This is a genomic window from Rhodococcus sp. S3, assembly GCF_058211795.1.
Genome location: NZ_CM177074.1, coordinates 3,763,504 through 3,785,288, shown reverse-complemented (window position 1 = coordinate 3,785,288; position 21,785 = coordinate 3,763,504). Strand labels below are relative to the sequence as shown.

Genomic DNA, 21,785 nt, shown 5'->3' with positions numbered 1-21,785 from the left:
TCCCGGGCACTCGCTGAGTGTCGCCTTACTGGACAGCCCACGCCCGGAATGGTCGGATTGCGCCCATGGACATCGCCATCAAGATCTTCCTCATCCTGCACTTCATCGGCCTCGCGGGCATCATCGGATCGTGGCTCGCGGTCATCAAGGAACCCCGCGTCGTGGCCGGCATGCTGCACGGCGCGATCCTGCAGGTCGTGACGGGTCTGGCCCTGGTGGGCCTCCGGGAGGCGCAGGACGTCGTCGAGGTGAACCACATGAAGATCGGCATCAAGCTGCTGGTCGCCCTCGCCGTGCTGGTCGTCGCCTTCGTCGGTCTGAAGAAGGAGAAGCAGAATCCCGGTTCGACCGCGACACTCGCCCATGTCGTCGGCGGTCTGGGCATTCTCAATGTGATCATCGCCGTGGCGTGGACGTGATCGTCCGTACTCGGTGCACTCGGTGACAGTCGGTCGGCGCCCGAGTGGGCACCCTGTAGATTGGGGCCGGTGCGTATGTCATGGGCTCCGGTGATGACCGGCGGGTAACCTGCTTCGGGCGCCTCGGCCGACAGGCTGGGGATCCGTTGCTGCGTCCGGTCCTGCGGAGAGTCCTACCGCCCGACCACGCCGTAACGATCCTCACCTGCTCAGCAGATAAACCGAGAGGGTTGTGCGCTGCGCAAGCCACCGCCGATGGGGGATTGCGCGACGGTGAGAGAAAGGTTGGGGATTGGACTCGCTGGGTAACGGCGGATCGGACGCGGGGAACTCGCAGGGCGTCGTGCCGCCCGGGGCCTTTCCGCTCTCGCCGGCACAGCTGGGCATGTGGTTCGCCCAGCACGTCGACCCGACGGTGCCCGCCAACATCGCTCAGTACGTCGAACTCGAGGGCGACCTCGACCTCGACCTGCTGCACGCCGCGAGCGTCCGCGCCGCCCGCGAGATGGGATCGGGTTTCCTCCGGTTCATCGAGGTCGACGCCCAGCCCTACCAGCTCGTCGACCTCACGCTCGACGACTCCGTCGGCTACGAGGATCTTCGGGGCGAGCCCGACCCCCGTCGGGCCGCGCTCGACTGGATGCGCGACGACCGCAGCCGCCCCGTCGACGTCCTCCGCGACCGGCTGATCTCCGCGACGGTCCTGCGCATCGGTGACCGTCGTTACTTCTGGTACAACCGCGTCCACCATCTCGCGCTCGACGGTTTCGCCGCCGCGACCTTCATGACCCGCATCGCCGAGCTCTACACGGCGTCGGTCGACGGCGTCGAACCGTCCCCGAGCCTCGCGTCCGATCTGCGCAAGGTTTACGACGTCGAGATGGAGTACCGCGGATCGAAGCGGTTCGCCGACGACCGCGAGTACTGGGCGCAGCAGATCGAGGGCATCGAGGAGCCCACGAGCCTCGCCGGCCGAACCGCGGCGCCCGCGCCGGTCAGCCGCATCGACAGCGCGGCGCTGTCGGACGAGACCGAACGCCGCGTCGAGCAGCTGTCCGAGCAGGAGAACACGAGCCTCGCGACCGCCGTCATCGCGGCGTTCGCGGCCTACGTCGCCCAGATGACCGGGCAGACCGATGTCGTCCTGAGCCTGCCCGTCGCCGCCCGCACCACCGCCCTGTTGCGCCGCTCCGGCAGCATGGTCTCGAACGTCGTCCCGCTCCGGTTGAGCGTGACCGACGAGACCACCGTCCACGACCTCATCGCGGCGTCCGGTGCCGCCGTCTCGGGCGCGCTGCGTCACCAGCGCTACCGGCACGAGGACATCGTCCGCGACCGCGATGCGAGCTCCGCGGGTGGAGCACAGTCCACCTTCTTCGGGCCGTGGGTCAACATCATGCTGTTCGACAACGAGGTCCGCCTCGGCGACATGGTGGGACGGATCAACATCCTGTCGACCGGTCTGATCGAGGACCTCGGCGTCAACGTCTACACCAGCGGCGACAACACCCACATCGACTTCGAGTCGAACCCGAATCTCTACGGACCCGACCGGGCCGCCTCCGACCACGCGCGGTTCGTCGAGTTCTTCGACCGTTTCGTCGGTTCGGCCTCCGACCGGCCCGTCTGGGACATCCCGCTCGCCGGCGGCACCGAACTCGACCGGGTCGTCCGCGACTGGAACCGCACCGACCATCCCGTGCAGCGCCGCGACCTGCTCGCGGAGTTCCACGACCGGGTCGCGACCTCTCCCGACGCGACCGCGCTGGTCTTCGAGGGCGAATCGCTGACCTACGCCGAATTCGCCGCGCGCGTGAACAGCCTCGCCCGGGCACTGGTCGATCTCGGGGTCGGCCCCGAGTCCCTCGTCGGACTGTCCATCCGACGCTCGCTCGAGCTCGTCGTCGGCATGTACGCGATCGTCGAGGCGGGTGGCGCTTGGGTGCCGATCGACCCCGACCACCCGGCCGATCGCACCGCGTACATCCTCGAGACCGCCCACCCCGCGGCGGTGCTCACCACGGCGCGCGACGACGTGACGCTGCCCGAGGGCATCCCCACGATCGAGGTCGACACCTTCGACCACTCGCGGTTCGACACGGCGCCGCTCACCGACGCCGAACGACGCGGACCGATCCTTCCGGACACGACCGCCTACGTCATCTTCACCTCCGGTTCGACGGGCCGGCCGAAGGGCGTGGCCGTGAGCCACGTGGCGATCGACAACCAGATCCAGTGGATGAACGACCAGTACGGTCTGACGTCCTCCGACGTGTACCTGCAGAAGACCGCGACGACCTTCGACGTGTCGCTGTGGGGCTTCTTCATGCCCCTGCGTGTCGGCGCGACCCTCGTGATCGCGACGCCCGACGGGCACCGCGACCCGGTCTACGTCGCGAACAGGATCGCCGAGCACGGTGTCACGATCACCGACTTCGTGCCGTCGATGCTCACGGTCTTCGTCGCGAATGCGCCTGCCGGAACGTGTGATTCGCTGCGGCACGTCTTCGTCATCGGTGAGGCCCTGCCGTCGGAGACCGCCGCGGACTTCGCGCGCATGTGCTCGGCCGGACTCCACAACCTGTACGGACCCACCGAAGCCGCGGTCTCCATCACCTACCACCGGGCCGCTCCCGGCGACGTGCACAGCGTCCCGATCGGCGTTCCGCAGTGGAACAGCCGCGCATACGTCCTCGACCGGCGGCTGCGTCCGGTGCCGGTGGGCCGCCCCGGCGAGCTCTACCTCGCCGGTGTCCAGCTCGCGCGCGGATATCTCGACCGTCCCGACCTGACCTCCGACCGTTTCCTCGCCGACCCCTTCGGGGCGCCCGGCGAACGGATGTACCGCACCGGCGACCTGGTGCGCTGGGAGACCGCCGCCGACGGCACGGGTCTGCTCGAGTACATCGGCCGCACCGACTTCCAGGTCAAGTTCCGCGGCCAGCGCATCGAGCTCGGCGAGATCGAAGCGGTGCTGCTCGCGCACCCCGCCGTCTCGCAGGCCGTGGTGCTCGTGGTGGCGACCCCCACCGGCGACCAGCTCGTGGGGTACGTCGTCGCGGCTCCCGGCCGCACGATCGACACCTCCGATCTCGCCGACCACGCCGGCCGGTCGCTGCCGTCGTACATGGTTCCGGCGTCGCTCATGGTGCTCGACGCGCTGCCGCTCAACACGAGCGGCAAGCTCGACCGGAAGGCGTTGCCGGAGCCGGTCTTCAGCAGCACCCGCATCTTCCGTGAGCCGCGCACCCCCGCCGAGCGTGCCGTCGCCGAAGCGTTCGGTGAGGTCCTCGGTGTCGAACGTGTGGGTCTCGACGACGACTTCTTCGAACTCGGCGGCAACTCCCTCGTCGCCACCCAGGTGGTCTCCCGCATCGGAGCCGCGCTCGACACCCAGGTGCCCGTGCGTGTGCTGTTCGAGGCGTCCACCGTCGTGGGTCTCGCGACGCGGCTCGCCAAGCAGATCGGTACCGGCGCGCGGTCCCCGCTCGTCGCCCGGCCGCGACCGGACGTGCTGCCGTTGTCGACTGCGCAGCAACGGATCTGGTTCCTCAACCGCTTCGACGTCAGCACCGCCGCCTACAACCTTCCGTTCACGGTGCGGCTCACCGGCGCCGTCGATCCCGCAGCGGTGTCCGACGCCTTCGCCGACGTGGTGGCGCGGCACGAGAGCCTGCGGACCGTCTACCCCGAGGTGGACGGCGAACCGCAGCAGATGATCCTGCCGGTCGAGCAGGTCGTCGTCCCGCTGGAGCCGATCGACGTCGGCGAGCAGGACCTCCACGCGGCCGTCGTCGACCTCGCGAGCCGCGGTTTCGACGTCGTCCGCGACGTCCCCTTCCGGGTCGCGCTGTACCGGCTCGCCCCCGACGACTACGTCCTGGCGATGGTGCTGCACCACATCGCCGCCGACGGCTCCTCGTTCGGCCCGTTCGCCCGCGACGTGGTCACGGCCTACAGCGCCCGCGCCGAGGGGAACAAGCCGAGCTGGACGCCGCTTCCCGTCCAGTACGCCGACTACGCCGTCTGGCAGCGCGAGGCTCTCGGTGACGAAGCCGACCCGAATTCCGTTGCAGCGCAGCAGCTCGACTACTGGGTGAACGAGCTCGACGGTCTGCCCGACCAGCTCGACCTGCCCACCGACCGGACCCGTCCCGCCGTCTCCTCCTACAACGGCGACAAGCACCGCTTCGAGATCGACGCCGAGACCCACCGCGGTCTCGTCGACCTCGCCCGCAAGCAGCACGCGTCGCTGTTCATGGTCGTCCACGCGGCCTACGCCGCCCTGCTGTCCCGCCTCAGCGGATCCGACGACATCGCCATCGGTACCGCCGTGGCAGGTCGCGGGGAGAAGGACCTCGACGACCTGATCGGCATGTTCGTCAACACCCTCGTCCTGCGTACCCGGATCGATCCCGGCATGTCGTTCGAGGACTACCTCGCCGGTGTCCGGGAGACCGACCTGACGGCGTTCTCGAACGCCGACGTTCCCTTCGAGCGTCTCGTCGAGGTGCTCAATCCGCCCCGCTCGACCGCGCGTCACCCGCTGTTCCAGGCCGCGCTGTCCCTCGAACCGGGAACCGCGCGCGACGTCTCGTTCGCGGGAGTCCACGCCGTCGGCGCCGAACTGGACGTGCCGATCTCGAAGTTCGACATCCAGCTGTGGGTGACCGAGAAGACCGGCGACGACGGCGAACCCGCCGGCCTCGACGCCCTGTTCGAGTACGCCACCGACCTGTTCGACGCGGCGACGGTCGCCGTCTTCGCCGAACGCTTCGCGCGGATCCTCGCGGGGATCGTCGCCGATGCGTCGACCTGCGTGGGCGACCTGGCGATCCTCTCTCCCGGAGAGGCCGAACGCCTGCTCACGGCGACGGGACCCGAGCCCGCCGAGGCCCGCACCCTGGTGGAGCTGCTCACCGCCGGCGCCGTCGAGCATCCCGACCGTGTCGCGGTCCGCGACCGCGACACCGTCCTGACCTACCGCGAACTCGACACCTGGTCGAACCGCATCGCCCGGCGGCTCGTCGAGCGCGGTGCCCGGCCCGACGGCATCGTCGCGCTGGCCTTCCCGCGGTCGTGGGAGATGGTGCTCGCTGTGTGGTCGGTCGCCAAGACCGGCGCCGCCTACACGCCCGTCGACCCGGAATACCCGGCCGAACGCGTCACCCACATGCTCGACGACTCGTCGGCCGTCTTCGGCCTGACGACGGGGGAGCACGCCACCGGTCTGCCGTCGGCCACCGAGTGGATCCGGCTCGACGACCCCGAGTTCGTCGACGCGTGCGCGTCGTGCCCGGACGGCCCGCTCACCGACGCCGACCGCGCTGCGCCGCTGCGCCTCGACCACACCGCCTACGTCATCTACACCTCCGGTTCGACGGGCAAGCCCAAGGGCGTCGCCGTCACCCACCGCGGCCTCGCCGGTCTCGTCCGCGAGACCGTCGAACTGTACGGCGTGACAGAGGAATCGAAGCTCCTGCACATCTGCTCGCCGAGCTTCGACCCGACGGTCCTCGACTGGACGCTCGCCGGGTCCACCGGCGCCGAACTCGTCGTGACACCGCCGTCGATCTACGGCGGCGCCGAACTGCGCGCGCTCATCGAACGCACCGGCGTCACCCACACCGTCATCACCCCGGCGGTGCTCGGTTCCGTCGACCCGAGCGGGCTCGACGCCCTGCGCGTCGTGAACGTCGGTGGCGACGTGTCCACAGCCGATCTCGTCTCCCGCTGGGCGCCCGGCCGTCGCTTCTACAACGCCTACGGACCGACCGAGACCACGATCGTCTCGACGCGCGCCCTCCTCGAACCGTCCGGTCCGATCACCATCGGACGGCCCGTGGCCGGCGTGCACGCCCTGGTCCTCGACAGCCGGCTCCGTCCCGTCCCCGCCGGTGTCGCGGGTGAGCTCTATCTCGCGGGCGACGTGCTCGCCCGGGGCTACCACCGCCGTCCGGCGCTCACCGGCGACCGATTCGTGGCGAACCCATTCGGCGCGAACGGAACCCGCATGTACCGCACCGGCGACATCGTGCGCTGGGACGGGCAGGGCCGCATCGAGTTCGCCGGCCGCGCCGACTTCCAGGTCAAGGTCCGCGGCTACCGCATCGAACTCGGCGAGATCGACGCCGCGCTGCTGACCCACCCCCTGGTCGCCTTCTCGACCACCGTCGGCCACGAGATGCCGTCGGGCCAGACCGCGCTCGTCGCGTACGTGCACGGGGACGAGCAGATCGATCCTGCCGAACTCGCCGATCACGTCGGCCGCTCCCTGCCGTCGTACATGGTGCCCTCGCAGATCATCGTGCTCGACGAGGTGCCGCTCAATCCGGTCGGCAAGCTCGACCGCCGTGCCCTGCCCGAACCCGATCTCGGCATCAGCTACCGCGAGTTCCGTGCCCCGACCACACCCATCGAGGAAACGGTCGCGAACGTCTTCGCCGAGGTGCTCGGCGTCCAGGGCGTGGGTCTCGACGACGACTTCTTCGAGCTCGGCGGCAACTCGCTGCTCGCCACGCAGGTCGTCTCCCGGCTCGGTGTCGCCCTCGACGCGCAGGTGCCGGTGCGGGCGCTGTTCGAATCCAGCTCGGTGGCGGCCCTGGCGGTGCGCGTCGAGCAGGAGGCAGGTCGCGGAGCGCGCATCGCTCTGACGAAGATGCCGCGGCCCGAACGTGTTCCGCTGTCGCTCGCACAGCAGCGCATGTGGTTCCTCAACCGCTTCGATCCGCGGTCGTCCACCTACAACCTCCCGATGGCACTGCGCCTGACCGGCGAACTGGACGTCGCCGCACTGCAGGTGTCGATCATGGACGTCATCGATCGGCACGAGTCGCTGCGCACCGTCTTCCCCGACTCGCCGAACGGACCGCACCAGGTCGTCCGTGCCGCGGCGGAGGTCGTGCCGGATCTGACCCCGACCCGGATCACCCCCGACGAGCTGCCCGCCTCCGTCCGGCGCCTGGTCTTCACCGGCCTGGACGTGACGTCGGACGTGCCGATCCGCGCCGAGCTGTTCGAACTCGACGACCAGGAGCACGTACTCGCGCTCGTCGTGCACCACATCTCGGCCGACGGCTGGTCCACCGGTCCGATGGCGCGCGACATCATGGTCGCCTACACCGCCCGCACCGAATGGGAGGAGCCCTCGTGGGCGCCCCTGCCGGTGCAGTACGCCGACTACACGCTGTGGCAGCGGCAGGTACTCGGAGCCGAGGACGACCCGCAGTCGCTGATCTCCCGGCAACTCGACTACTGGCGTCGCACCCTCGCCGGTGTGCCCGACCAGCTCGATCTGCCCGCCGATCGTCCGCGCCCGGCCGTGCAGTCGTACTCCGGTGCGACCGTGGACTTCTCGATCGATCCGGAACTGCACCGCGAGCTCGTGGCCCTGGCGCGCACCCGCAACGCGTCGCTGTTCATGGTGGTGCACGCAGCCCTGAGCGTGTTGCTCGCGCGGATGTCCGGTCAGGACGACATCGCGATCGGTACCCCGGTCGCGGGTCGCGGCGAGCAGGCGCTCGACGACCTGATCGGCATGTTCGTCAACACCCTCGTGCTGCGCACCGATGTCGATTCGGGTACGCCCTTCACCACGCATCTCGCCCGGGCGCGCGACGCGGCGCTCGGCGCCTTCGGTCACGCCGACGTGCCGTTCGAGCGGCTCGTCGAGGTGCTCAACCCGGCGCGCTCCACCGCCCGGCACCCGCTGTTCCAGGTGATGCTCTCGTTCGAGAACCTGCGCGCCGCGCACGTCGAACTGCGTGGCCTGACCCTCGACGTGCTCGACATCGACACGGCGGTCGCCAGGTTCGATCTGCAGCTCACCCTCACCGAGGACTTCGCCGAGGACGGCACGCCGAACGGTCTCGGAGCGGCGTTCACCTATGCGACCGACCTGTTCGATCACTCGACGGTGCGCGGATTCGCCGATCGCTTCGTCCGCATCCTCGAGGCCGTGGTGCGCGAGCCGGAGGTCGTCGTCGGCGACATCGACCTGCTCGACGCCGGCGAGCGTCTCGCGGTCCTCGAATCGTGGAACGACACCGCGCACGAGCTGGAACCGGCCACTCTCGTCGACCTGTTCGACGCCCGGGTCGCGACGGATCCCGACGCCGTGGCCGTGGCCTTCGAGGGCGAGCAGCTGACCTACGCGGACTTCGACGCGCGGGTGAACCGCCTTGCCCGCCATCTGATCTCGCAGGGTGTCGGACCGGAGTCGACCGTCGGACTCGCGGTACGGCGATCCCTCGACCTCCTCGTCGGCATGTACGCGATCGTCAAGGCCGGCGGTGCCTACGTGCCGCTCGACCCCGACCAGCCCGCCGACCGCAACGCGTACATCCTCGACACGGCGGCGCCGGTCGCGGTGCTGACCACCACCCGCGACGCCTTCGAGTCGACCGCGGCCGTGCGCACGATCGAGATCGACACGCTCGATGTGTCGGACCTGCCGTCCGGCCCGATCACCGACGCCGACCGCATCGCCACGCTCACGCCGACGAACACCGCGTATGTCATCTTCACGTCCGGCTCCACGGGACGCCCCAAGGGTGTCGCGGTGCCGCACGGCGCGATCGTCAACCGCCTGCTGTGGATGCAGGACGAGTACGGCCTCGGCCGCGACGACGTGGTGCTGCAGAAGACGCCGTTCACCTTCGACGTGTCGGTGTGGGAGTTCTTCTGGCCCCTGCAGATCGGTGCGCGCCTCGAGATCGCGCTGCCCGACGGTCATCGGGACCCGGCCTATCTCGCCCGGGTCATGGCCGACCGCGGTGTCACGGTCGCGCACTTCGTGCCGTCCATGCTCGCGGTCTTCGTCGCCGAGAACGCCGCGGCCTCGGCCTCGTCGTTGCGGATGGTCTTCGCCTCGGGCGAGGCACTGCCCGCCTCGGTCGCCGCACGCCTGCGGTCGATCCTGCCGGGCGCTCGCCTGCACAACCTGTACGGCCCCACCGAGGCGGCCGTCGACGTGACCTACCACGAGGTCACCGCCGCCGACTCGGTGTCGGTGCCCATCGGCGTCCCGGTCTGGAACACCGGCGTCCACGTCCTCGACGGCCGACTGCATCCGGTGCCGGTCGGTGTCGCGGGTGAGCTCTACCTGTCGGGTGTCCAGCTGGCGCGCGGTTACGTCGCGCGGTCGGACCTGACGGCGGAACGCTTCGTCGCCTCGCCGTACGGGGCGGGGGAGAGGCTCTACCGCACGGGCGATCTCGTGCGGTGGGTCGCCCGGGAGGCCTCCGACGCACGCACGGCACGTGCCGAACTCGAATACATCGGCCGCACCGACTTCCAGGTCAAGCTGCGCGGCCTGCGCATCGAACTCGGCGAAATCGAGACTGCCCTGCTCGCGCTCGACGACGTCGACCAGGCCGTCGTGCTCGTGCGCTCGGACGCCCACTCCGGTGAACACCTCGTCGCCTATCTCGTCGCCACCGACGGCCGCTCGCTCGACACCACCGCCGTCTCGCGTCGTCTCGCCGGCTCGCTGCCGGCCTACATGGTGCCGTCGGTCTACGTCGTGCTCGACGAGTTCCCGCTCGGATCGTCGGGCAAGCTCGACCGCAAGGCCCTGCCGGCCCCGGTCTTCGAGGTCGAGGAGTTCCGCGCCCCGACGACCCCGGTCGAACAGATCGTCGCGTCGGTCTTCGCCGACGTCCTCGGACTCGACCGCGTCGGTCTCGACGACGATTTCTTCGCGCTCGGCGGCAACTCGCTGATCGCAACACAGGCCGTCTCCCGTATCGGCGAATCCCTCGGTGGCCGAGTGGCATTGCGCGCGATCTTCGAGGCGTCCACCGTCGAGGCGCTCGCCGCGGCCGTCGAGGCCGACTCGTCGGGTGCGGCCCGCACACCGCTCGTCGCCGGGCGCCGCCCCGAACGGGTTCCGCTGTCGCTCGCGCAGCAGCGCATGTGGTTCCTCAACCGCTTCGACCCGGAGTCCGCGGTCAACAACATCCCTGTGGCCGTGCACCTGTCCGGTGCGCTCGACGTCTCCGCGCTCGGGACCGCGCTGCGCGACGTCGTCGCACGGCACGAATCGCTCCGCACCGTCTACCCCGACGTCGACGGCTACGGCTACCAGAAGGTGCTCCCGGTCTCGGAGGTGCCGGTCGAGCTGACCGTCACCCGCATCGACGCCGACCGTCTGCCCGCCGAACTGCGGGCACTCGCGGCGACCACCTTCGACGTCGTGCGCGACGTGCCGATGGTGGTGCGGTTGTTCGAGACCGGACCCGACTCGCACGTGCTGGTCGCGGTCCTGCACCACATCGCCGCCGACGGTTTCTCGATGGTGCCGCTGACCCGCGACATCATGATCGCCTACGCGGCCCGGTCGCAGGGCGAGGTTCCGGCCTGGACCCCGCTGGAAATCCAGTACGCCGACTTCACCCTCTGGCAGCGCGAGGTGCTCGGCGCGGAGGACGATCCGGAGTCGGTGCTGGCCCGCCAGATCGACTACTGGACCGACACCCTCGCCGACCTGCCGGAGAGCCTCGGCCTGCCCACGGACCGGCCGCGTCCGGCGGTCGCGTCGTACCGCGGTGCCGTCACCCGGCTGACGATCGACCCCGAACTGCGCGCCGCGGTGGAACGTCTCGCGCAGCAGCGGCGCACGACCGAGTTCATGGTCGTGCACGCGGTGCTCGCGACGCTGCTCGCGCGCCTGAGCGCCTCCGACGACATCGCGATCGGCACGCCGATCGCCGGTCGCGGCGAACGCTCCCTCGACGACCTGATCGGCATGTTCGTCAACACCCTCGTCCTGCGGACCCGGGTGGACGTCACCGCCACCTTCGACGAGTTGCTGGCCCACGTCCGCGAGGTCGACCTCGGCGCGTTCGCCCACGCCGAGATCCCGTTCGAGCGTCTCGTCGACGTCCTCGCCCCGGTCCGCACCCAGGCGCACAACCCTCTGTTCCAAGTGATGCTGGCCTTCCAGAATCTCGGACAGGTGTCGCTGCAGCTGCCGGAACTGTCGGTCACGAACGTGCCCCTCGACAACGGACTGTCCAAGTTCGACCTCGTGGTGACGGTTCTCGATGCCGACACCGAGGGCGCATCGTCCGACGGCTGGGTCGTCGAACTCTCCTACGCGACCGATCTGTTCGACGCCGAGACGATCGACGTCCTCGGTGAGCGGTTCGTCCGTCTGCTCGCCGCCGCGACGGCGACTCCCGCCACCGGGATCGACGAGCTGCCGCTGCTCACCGCCGGCGAACGCGACGCCGTCGACGCCGCCGCGCACGGTGCCCGCACCGAGCTCGGCACGACCGCGACCCTGCCCGCCCTGCTCGACGCGCAGGTCGCCCGCACGCCCGACGCCCTCGCCGTCGTGCCCGGCACCGACGCGGTCGGAACGCCGCTGACCTACCGCGAGTTCGGGGAACGGGTCAACGCGTTCGCACGCCACCTCGTCGAGCTGGGCGTCGGCCCGGAGACCCGGGTGGGCGTGGCGATCGGCCGGTCCGTCGACATGCTCGTCGCCGTCCACGCCGTGATCGCCGCCGGCGGCGCCTACGTGCCGCTCGACCTCGATCAGCCCGCCGACCGCATCGCGTACGTCCTCGAATCCTCCGCTCCCTCACTGGTTCTGGTCGCATCCTGGGACGAGCTCCGGGACCGGACCGGTTTCGGGGACATCCCGACCGTCGAGATCGACGCCGTCGACCTCTCCGGCCGCGACGGCTCGCCCGTCCGCGACGACGAGCGGACCCGTCCGCTGCGAGCCGAGCACCTCGCCTACGTCCTCTACACCTCCGGTTCCACCGGCCGCCCCAAGGGCGTCGCCGTGCCGCACGGCGCGGTGGTCAACCAGTTGTCGTGGATGCAGGACGAATTCGCCCTCTCAGCCGACGACCGGGTGCTCCTCAAGACCCCGGTCACCTTCGACGCATCGGTCTGGGAACTCTTCCTGCCGCTGCACGCCGGCGCACGCACGGTCGTCGCATCGCCGGGCCTGCACCGCGAACCCGCCGGAATGGCCGCCGAGATCGCCCGGGCCGGCATCACCGTCGTCCAGTTCGTCCCGACCGTCTTCGACGCGGTGCTCGAGCACCTGGGGGAGGAGGCCGCGGCCTCGCTCACCCACGTCTTCTGCGGCGGCGAGAGCCTCTCCGGGGAGAGCGCCGCCCGCTTCCGCAAGCTCGGCGCAGCACCGGTGCACAACCTCTACGGTCCCACCGAGACCACCATCCAGACGCTGCACCGCACCGCCGAACCCGACGACCACCCCGCGGTGCCGATCGGCTCGCCGGTGTGGAACACCGCCGCTCGCGTCCTCGACGCGCGCCTGCGGCCCGTCCCGGTGGGAGTCGCCGGAGAGCTGTACCTGTCCGGTGCGCAGCTCGCCCGCGCCTACCACGGTCGGCCGGACCTGACCGCGGAACGCTTCGTCGCCGATCCGTTCTCCACCTCCGGTGGCCGCCTGTATCGCACCGGCGACCTCGTGCGATGGGTGCGCACCGCCGGCGGCGACCGTCTCGAACTCGACTACATCGGCCGCACCGACCAGCAGGTCAAGCTGCGCGGTCTGCGGATCGAACTCGGCGAGATCGACACCGCGCTCACCGCGCAGCCCGCGATCGGTCGTGCCGTGACGGTGGTGCGTGAGGATCCCCGATCAGGACCGCAGCTCGTCTCGTACGTCGTGCCGATCGCCGGCGCCGACATCGACCCGGCGGACGTCAAGACCGCGCTGCTCTCGCGACTGCCGTCGTACATGGTGCCCGCCGCGATCGTCGCGCTCGACTCGCTGCCGCTCAACACGAGCGGCAAGGTCGACCGTCGCGCGCTGCCCGCACCGACCTTCGAGGTGCAGGAGTTCATGCCGCCGCGCACGCCGGTCGAGGAGATCGTCGCGGGTGTCTTCGCGCAGGTGCTCGGTGTCCCGCGCGTCGGCCGCACCGACGACTTCTTCGCGCTCGGCGGCAACTCGCTCGTCGCGACGCAGGTGGTCGCCCGTCTCGGCGACGCCCTCGACACGACCGTCCCCGTCCGTGCCCTGTTCGACGCCCCCACCGTCGAGACCCTCGCGGTCCGCGTCGAACAGTTCGGGGGAGCCGGTTCGCGGCCCGCCCTCGAACGGCGCGAGCGTCCGGAACGGATCCCGCTGTCGCCCGCACAGCAGCGCATGTGGTTCCTCAACCGCTTCGACCCGGCCTCCGCGGCGAACAACATCCCCGTCGGTGTCCGCCTCACCGGCGACCTCGACGTCGGGGCGCTGCGCACCGCGCTCGGCGACGTCGTCGAGCGGCACGAGTCGCTGCGGACGGTCTACCCGGACATCGACGGCGTGGGCCACCAGTCGGTGCAGCCGCCCTACGAGGTGGAGCTGTCCGTCGAACGGGTCGACGAGAGCACCCTGTTCGAGCGCGCGGAGCAGCTCACCTCGGCCGGCTTCGACGTCACGAGCGAGGTGCCGCTGCGAGTCGTATTGTTCTCGCTCGGCGCGCGCGAGCACGTGTTGTTCCTCGTGGTCCACCACATCGCGTCCGACGGCTTCTCGCTGCGGCCGCTCGCGCGCGACATCATGGTCGCCTACGCGAACCGTTCGCGCGGTGAGACCCCGAGCTGGGCGCCGCTCGAGGTGCAGTACGCGGACTACGCGTTGTGGCAGCGCGACGTCCTCGGCTCCGAGGACGATCCGCGTTCGGTGCTGTCGCGTCAGGTGGAGTACTGGACCGCGCAGCTGGCGGACCTTCCCGACCAGCTCGACCTGCCGTCGGATCGTGCTCGCCCCGAGGTCGCGTCGAACACCGGACGCACCAGCCGGTTCCGCATCGAACCCGAGCTGCACTCGGCTTTGGAAAGCCTTGCCCGGGAGCGGAACACGTCCCTGTTCATGGTTGTGCACGCGGCGCTGGCGGTGCTGCTGTCGCGACTGTCCGACAGCGAGGACATCGCGATCGGCACGCCGATCGCGGGCCGCGGCGCGGCCGCCCTCGACGACCTCATCGGCATGTTCGTCAACACGCTCGTGCTGCGTATCGGTGTGCGCAACGACATCCGGTTCCAGGACCTCCTCGCCGAGGTGCGCGACACCGACCTCGACGCCTTCGCGAACGCCGACGTCCCGTTCGAGCGGCTCGTGGAGATCCTCGACCCGCAGCGTTCGCAGGCGCGCCACCCGCTGTTCCAGGTGGCCCTGACCTTCCAGAACACCGGCCGGGTCGAATTCGACCTCGACGGCGTCACCGCCGCGGCGGTCGACTACGAGGCGCCCACCGCCAAGTTCGACCTGCAGTTCACCTTCGCCGAGACCGTCGGCGAGGACGGCTCGGCGGCCGGTATGGACTTCGCCGTCACCTACGCGACCGATCTGTTCGACGACCTGCGGGTCGCGGCGTTCGCGGAGCAGCTGCTGCGCATCCTGCGCGGGGTGGCCGAGGATCCGGCAGCGGTGGTCGGCGACATCGAGATCGTCGACGACTTCGAACGCGAACTGGTCGTCTCGCGCTGGAACTCGCTGGGTGACGACGTCGCACCGGCCGGCACGACACTCGTCGACATGTTCGAGGCGCGCGTCGCCGAACGCGGCGACGCGGTCGCAGTGCGGTTCGGCGACGAGCAGTTGTCCTACCGCGAACTCGGTGCGCGGGTGCACCGCCTGGCACGTCATCTCGTCGATGTCGGTGCCGGACCGGAGGATCTGGTCGCGGTCGCGATGCCGCGCTCGCTCGATCTGATCGTGGTGCTGCTCGCGGTGCTCGAGGCCGGTGCCGGTTACCTGCCGATCGACCCGAACTCGCCGACCGACCGGATCGAGTTCCTGGTCTCGGACGCGACGCCGGTCGCGGTCGTGACCACCTCGGACGTCGAGGTGGCGTTCCCGGCTTCGGTGCCGGTTGTCGAGATCGACCGTCTGGATCTGTCGGAGGTCGACGACGCGCCGATCCTCGACGCGGAGCGTCGTGCCCCGCTGACGTCGACGAACCTCGCGTACGTGATCTACACATCGGGATCGACCGGACGCCCGAAGGGTGTGCTGATCCCGCACCGCAATGTGGTGCGGCTGATGGTCAACACCGAATCGGTGTACGGCTTCGACTCGTCGGACGTGTGGACGATGTTCCACAGCTACGCCTTCGACTTCTCGGTGTGGGAGCTGTGGGGTCCGCTGCTCTACGGCGGGACCCTGGTGGTGGTCGACTACTTCACGTCGCGTTCGCCGGAAGCCTTCCGCGAGTTGCTGATCCGTGAGCGGGTCACCGTGCTCAATCAGACTCCGTCGGCGTTCTACCAATTGGTCGAGGCCGATCGGGTCGCGGCCGACGAGGCACAGTTGTCGCTCCGGTACGTGATCTTCGGTGGTGAGGCGCTCGAGCCGCGTCGTCTGGCCGGGTGGTTCGAGCGTCACGGGGATGCGGGGCGAGCGCAGCGACGGGGGATCGGCGCAGCACCGCGGTTGGTGAACATGTACGGCATCACCGAGACGACCGTGCACGTGTCGTACCGGGAGATCGGTGCCGACCTGGCGCAGGGTGCGTCCGCGAGCGTGGTCGGTGTCCCGATCGCGGGTCTGCGGGTGTACGTGCTCGACCGGCGGCTCAAGCCGGTACCGGTGGGTGTGGCCGGTGAGATGTACGTCGGCGGCGGCCAGTTGGCGCGTGGTTACCTGCGTCGTCCCGAGCTGTCGGCGGCACGTTTCGTCGCCGATCCGTTCTCGTCCGACGGTGCGCTGCTGTACCGGACGGGTGACGTCGCACGCTGGGTCGTCTCGGGCGATCTCGAATATCTCGGACGCGCCGATGACCAGGTGAAGATCCGCGGTTTCCGCATCGAGCTCGGTGAGGTCGAGGCCGCGGTGCTCGCGCAGGACGAGGTCGCCCACGCCGCGGTCATCGTGCGTGAGGACACCCCGGGAGCGGCCCGGATCGTCGCCTACGTGGTTCCGCACGACGGCATGTCGATCGACACCGAAGCGCTGCGCAGCGGTGTCGCCGTGGTCCTGCCGGAGTACATGGTGCCCTCGGCGTTCGTGGTGATCGATGCGATTCCGCTGACGGTCAACGGCAAGCTCGACCGTCGGGCGCTGCCCGAGCCGGTGTTCGAGACGCGTGGTTTCCGCGCGCCGAGCACCCCGATCGAGGAGATCGTGGCGGGCGTGTTCGCCGAGGTGCTCGGTGTCGACCGCATCGGCGCCGACGACGACTTCTTCGCGCTCGGTGGCAACTCGCTGATCGCGACGCAGGTGGTTTCCCGGCTCGGTGCCGCGCTCGACGCGCAGGTGCCGGTGCGGGCGTTGTTCGAGGCGTCCACCGTCGCGGAACTCGCGACGCGGGTCGAGCAGGAGTCCGGTCGCGGTGGACGAGTGGCGCTCACGGCCCGGACCCGGCCGGAGTCGATCCCGCTGTCTCCCGCACAGCAGCGGATGTGGTTCCTCAACCGCTTCGATCCCGACTCGACGGCCTACAACATCCCGTTCGCGTTGCGGATGACGGGCGCACTGGACGTCGACGCCTTGCGTGCCGCGGTCGCCGACCTCGTCGCGCGGCACGAGTCCCTGCGCACCGTCTACCCCGAGACCGAATCCGGTCCGGTGCAGCGCATCCTGCCGGCCTCGCAGGTCCGGCCCGAGCTCGAACCGGTGGACGTCGCCGCCGCCGATCTCGAACCGCGGATGCGGGAGATCGCCGCGGTCGGCTTCGACGTCACCGTCGACGTGCCGGTGCGGATGCATCTGCTCCGCGTCGCCGACGACGATCACGTCCTCGTCACCGTCGTCCACCACATCAGCGCCGACGGCTCGTCGATGGTGCCGCTGGTCCGCGACGTCATGACGGCCTACGCCGCCCGGTCCGCGGACAGCGATCCGGCGTGGGCGCCGCTCGAGGTGCAGTACGCCGACTTCGCGCTGTGGCAGCGGGAGGTCCTCGGCTCCGAGGACGACCCGGAGTCCACCGCCGCCGAGCAGCTCGGCTACTGGCGCATCGCGCTCGCCGACCTGCCCGATCAGCTCGACCTGCCGCTCGACCGTCCGCGGCCGGCGCAGCAGAGCTTCCGCGGCGACCGCGTGGAGTTCACCATCGGTGCCGATCTGCACCGGGAGCTGCGCGACCTGGCACGCAACCGGAACGCGACGGTGTTCATGGCCGTGCACGCGGCCTTCGCGGCGTTGCTCGCGCGCCTGTCCGGCTCGACGGACATCGCGGTGGGCACCCCCATCGCGGGTCGTACCGAGCAGGCCACCGAGGACATCATCGGCATGTTCGTCAACACGCTGGTGCTCCGGCTCGAGGTGAACGGTGGTGCGTCCTTCGACGAACTGCTGTCCGCGGCACGGGAAACCGATCTGCAGGCCTTCGCGCATGCGGACGTGCCGTTCGAGCGTCTCGTCGAGGTCCTGAACCCGGCCCGCTCGACGGCCCGGCATCCGCTGTTCCAGGTCGGCTTCTCGTTCCAGAACCAGAGCCGCTCCGAACTCGCCCTGCCCGGGCTCGACATCGAACCGGTCGACCTCGAGGGCGGCACCGCCCAGTTCGACATGCACCTGATCGTCGCCGACAGCTACGGCGACGACGGCGCGCCGCAGGGCATCGACGCGATCCTCACCTACGCGACGGATCTGTTCGACCGCGAGACCGCGGAAGCCGTCGCGGCCCGTTTCGAGCAGCTGCTCGAAGCGCTCGTCGAGTCGCCGGCCCTGCCCGTCGGTGATCACGCGTTGCTCCTCCCGCAGGAGCGCGACGCGGTGCTCGGCGCGTGGAACGACACCGCCCACGGAACCGACACCGGAGCGACCCTCGTCGGTCTGTTCGACGAGCAGGTCGCCGCACACCGCGACGACGTCGCGCTCGTGTACGAGGGCCGGCGGTGGACCTACGGCGAGTTCGACTCGTCGGTCAACCGTCTCGCCCGGCACCTGCTCGGTCTCGGTGTGGGCCCGGAGGATCGGGTCGCGCTCGCGATCCGTCGTTCACCCGAGTTGCTCGTGGGCATGTACGCGATCGCGAAGACCGGCGCGGCCTACGTGCCGGTCGACCCGGACCAGCCCGCCGAGCGCAACACCTACATCCTCGACACGGCCGCTCCCGTCGCGATCGTGACGACGAGCGGTGACCGGGTCGAGCACGGCACGGCGCCGGTCGTCGAACTCGACGGCCTCGACCTCGCCGGGCTCTCCGACGATCCGATCACCGACGACGACCGGTCGGCTCCGCTGCGGCCGGACAACACGGCGTACGTGATCTTCACGTCGGGTTCGACCGGACGCCCCAAGGGCGTCGCGGTCTCCCACGCCGCGATCGTCAATCAGTTGCTGTGGAAGCGTGAGTATTTCGGCATCGGGTCCGACGACGCGGTGCTGCTCAAGACCGTCGCGACGTTCGACCTGTCGGTGTGGGAGTTCTGGTCGGCGCTCACCTCCGGCGCCCGACTGGTGATCGCCACCGCCGACGGACACCGCGATCCCGACCACCTGCTCGCGTTGTTGCGCGACGAGCAGGTGACCACGCTGCACACCGTTCCGTCCATGCTGTCGATGCTGATGACGGTCGCGGCCGGTCCGGTGGCGCCGTCGCTGCGGCGGATCCTCGCGATCGGTGAGGCGCTGCCCGCGGCGGTGGCCCAGCAGTTCCGCGCGGACAACACCGCGACGCTGTACAACCTCTACGGGCCCACCGAGGCCGCGGTCTCGGTGACCGTCCACGAGGTCGACGACGCCGACCGCACCGTCGTCCCGATCGGTGTGCCCGAGTGGAACACCGCCGTCTACGTCCTCGACGACCGGCTGCGACCGGTGGCGCCGGGCGTCTCCGGCGAGCTGTACCTCGCGGGTGCCCAGCTCGCGCGGGGCTACCACGACCGTCCCGACCTCACCGCGGACCGGTTCGTCGCCGACCCGTACGGGCGCGGACGCATGTACCGCACGGGCGACATCGTCCGGTGGAACCGTGCCGGTCGCCTCGAATACCTCGACCGGGCCGACTTCCAGGTCAAGGTGCGCGGTTACCGCATCGAACTCGGCGAGGTCGAGACCGTCCTGCGCGAGCTGCCGGACGTGAAGGACGTCGCCGTCCTGGTGCGCAACACTGCCCACCTCGGCGACCGTCTGGTCGCCTACGTCGTGCCGGCCACCGACGCGTTCGATTCCGGTGTGACACGGGCGTTCGACACGGGTGCGACACGGGCGTTCGACGCCGCTGCGACACGGACGGCGCTCGCGGAGCGACTGCCGTCGTACATGGTGCCGTCGGCCTTCGTCGAACTCGAGGCGCTGCCGCTGAACACCAACGGCAAGCTCGACCGGCGGGCCCTGCCCGACCCCGAACTCGACGCGGGGCAGTTCCGTGCCCCGACCGATCCCGTCGAGGAGATCGTGGCTGCGACCGTCGCCGAACTGCTCGGTGTCGAACGGGCCGGTCTCGACGACGACTTCTTCGAACTCGGCGGCAACTCGCTGCTCGCGACGCAGCTCGCCGCCCGGCTCGGTGCCGCACTCGACACCCGCGTGCCCGTCCGGACGGTGTTCGAGTCGTCCACGGTGGTGGCGCTCGCCGCCCGCATCCGGCCGTCGGTGGGCGAGGGTGCCCGTCCGGCGCTCACGACCGTCCCGCGCCCCGAGCAGGTGCCGCTGTCGCTCGCCCAGCAGCGCATGTGGACCCTGAACCGGGTCGATCCCGAATCGGGTGTCTACAACATCCCCGTCGCCGTGCGCCTGACCGGTGCGCTCGACGTGGATGCCCTGCGCGCCGCGGTCGCCGACCTGTTCGCACGGCACGAGGTGCTGCGCACCGTCTACCCGGACAGCGGTGACGGTCCGGTGCAGGTCGTGCTGCCTGTCGCGCAGGCCGTGCCCGAACTCGCCCCGGTGGACGTGACCGCCGACGAACTCGTCGAGCGTCTCACCGAGATCCTCGGCAGCGGATTCGACGTGACGGCGCCGGTCCCGCCGGTGCGGGTCGCGCTGTTGCGTCTCGCCGCGGACGAGCACGTCCTCGCGGTCGTCGCGCACCACATCAGCGCCGACGGGTACTCGATGCGTCCGCTCGTGCGCGACGTGATGACCGCCTATCTCGCGCACGCGGCGGGGGAGACCCCGGGCTGGGCACCGCTCGAGGTCCAGTACGCCGACTACACGCTGTGGCAGCAGAGCGTTCTCGGCTCCGAGGACGATCCCGGGAGCGAGCTGTCGCGTCAGCTCGACTACTGGGCCGACGAACTCTCCGGTGTCCCGGAGGTTCTCGCCCTGCCCACGGATCGTCCGCGCCCCGCCCGACAGTCCACCGTCGGTGAGTCGTTCACCTTCACGATCGGTGAGGAACTCGCGCAGCGGATCGAGAAGACCGCCCGCGAGCACAACGCGACGGTCTTCATGACGATGCACGCCGCCTTCGCGGTACTGCTCGCCCGCCTGTCGGGCAGCGAGGACATCGCGGTGGGTACACCGACCGCCGGTCGTGGTGAGGAAGCGCTCGACGACCTCGTCGGCATGTTCGTCAACACCCTGGTGCTCCGAACCCGGGTGGCCGGCTCGGCGACCTTCGCGGAGTTGCTCGCGCAGGCCAAGGAGAAGGACCTCGCGGCGTTCGGCAACGCCGACGTGCCGTTCGAGCGGGTCGTCGAACGTCTCGGGGTGCGACGCAACAGCGCGTACACCCCGCTGTTCCAGGCGATGCTCACCTTCCAGAACATCGACACCGGCACCTTCGCCCTGCCGGGGCTCGAGGTGACCGCGCTCGAGACAGGAGCCGACCAGGCGAAGTTCGACCTGCAGTGCACGGTGGTCGAACGGTTCTCCGAGTCGGGAGCACTGACCGCGCTCGATGTGACCTTCACCTACGCCACGGCACTGTTCGACGCCGCGACGGTCGAGACCTTCGGCGATCGCTTCGTCCGGATCCTCGAGGCCGTCGGCGCCGACCCGCAGGTCGTCCTCCGTTCGATCGACATCCGCACGGATGCCGAGCGGACGCGGGCGGCCCGGCCGAAGAAGGCGCGCACCGTCGCCGATCTGCCGGCGCTCGTGGCGGCAGCGGCCGCCGTGGCCCCGGACACCGTCGCCTTCCGGCACGGTGAGCGCGAGGTCACACTCGGCGAGTTCGCCCAGCGTCTGGACACCATGGCCACCACGACCGGCGGTGCGCTCACCGCCGAAGCGCTCGTGTCGGTGGTTTTGAACGGCCTCGTACCGGGGATGCTGCCCCAACTCGGCGCCGACGGTCTCGCACAGTTGGTGCGCGATGTGATCGCCGTCGCGGAAGGCGTCGATGCCGATGCGGTGAGAGACGCGGATTAGTCCTGTGTCGGTCACTTCGGGATAATGGAAGATCGGCTGTCGTTCGACTGCCCGGCCAGTACGGTGCCGGGTGGCAGCGGGGGGCGGTGTCGCGTGCACAGCGCGATGCCGAGCGCAGGTTATTT

At 70.1% G+C, this 21,785-nt stretch carries 2 protein-coding genes; both read left to right on the top strand.

The window, feature by feature from the left end; translation table 11 throughout:
* Nucleotides 1-65 precede the first annotated feature (65 nt).
* On the top strand, nt 66-419 hold the full coding sequence (locus AC0LPE_RS17430; RefSeq protein WP_490604889.1) for a hypothetical protein: 354 nt from the start codon (nt 66-68) through the stop codon (nt 417-419).
* 292 nt (nt 420-711) lie between these two features.
* Nucleotides 712-21,660, top strand: coding sequence for a non-ribosomal peptide synthase/polyketide synthase (locus tag AC0LPE_RS17425; RefSeq protein ID WP_490604888.1), 20,949 nt, complete (start codon nt 712-714; stop codon nt 21,658-21,660).
* The last annotated feature ends 125 nt before the right edge of the window (nt 21,661-21,785 follow it).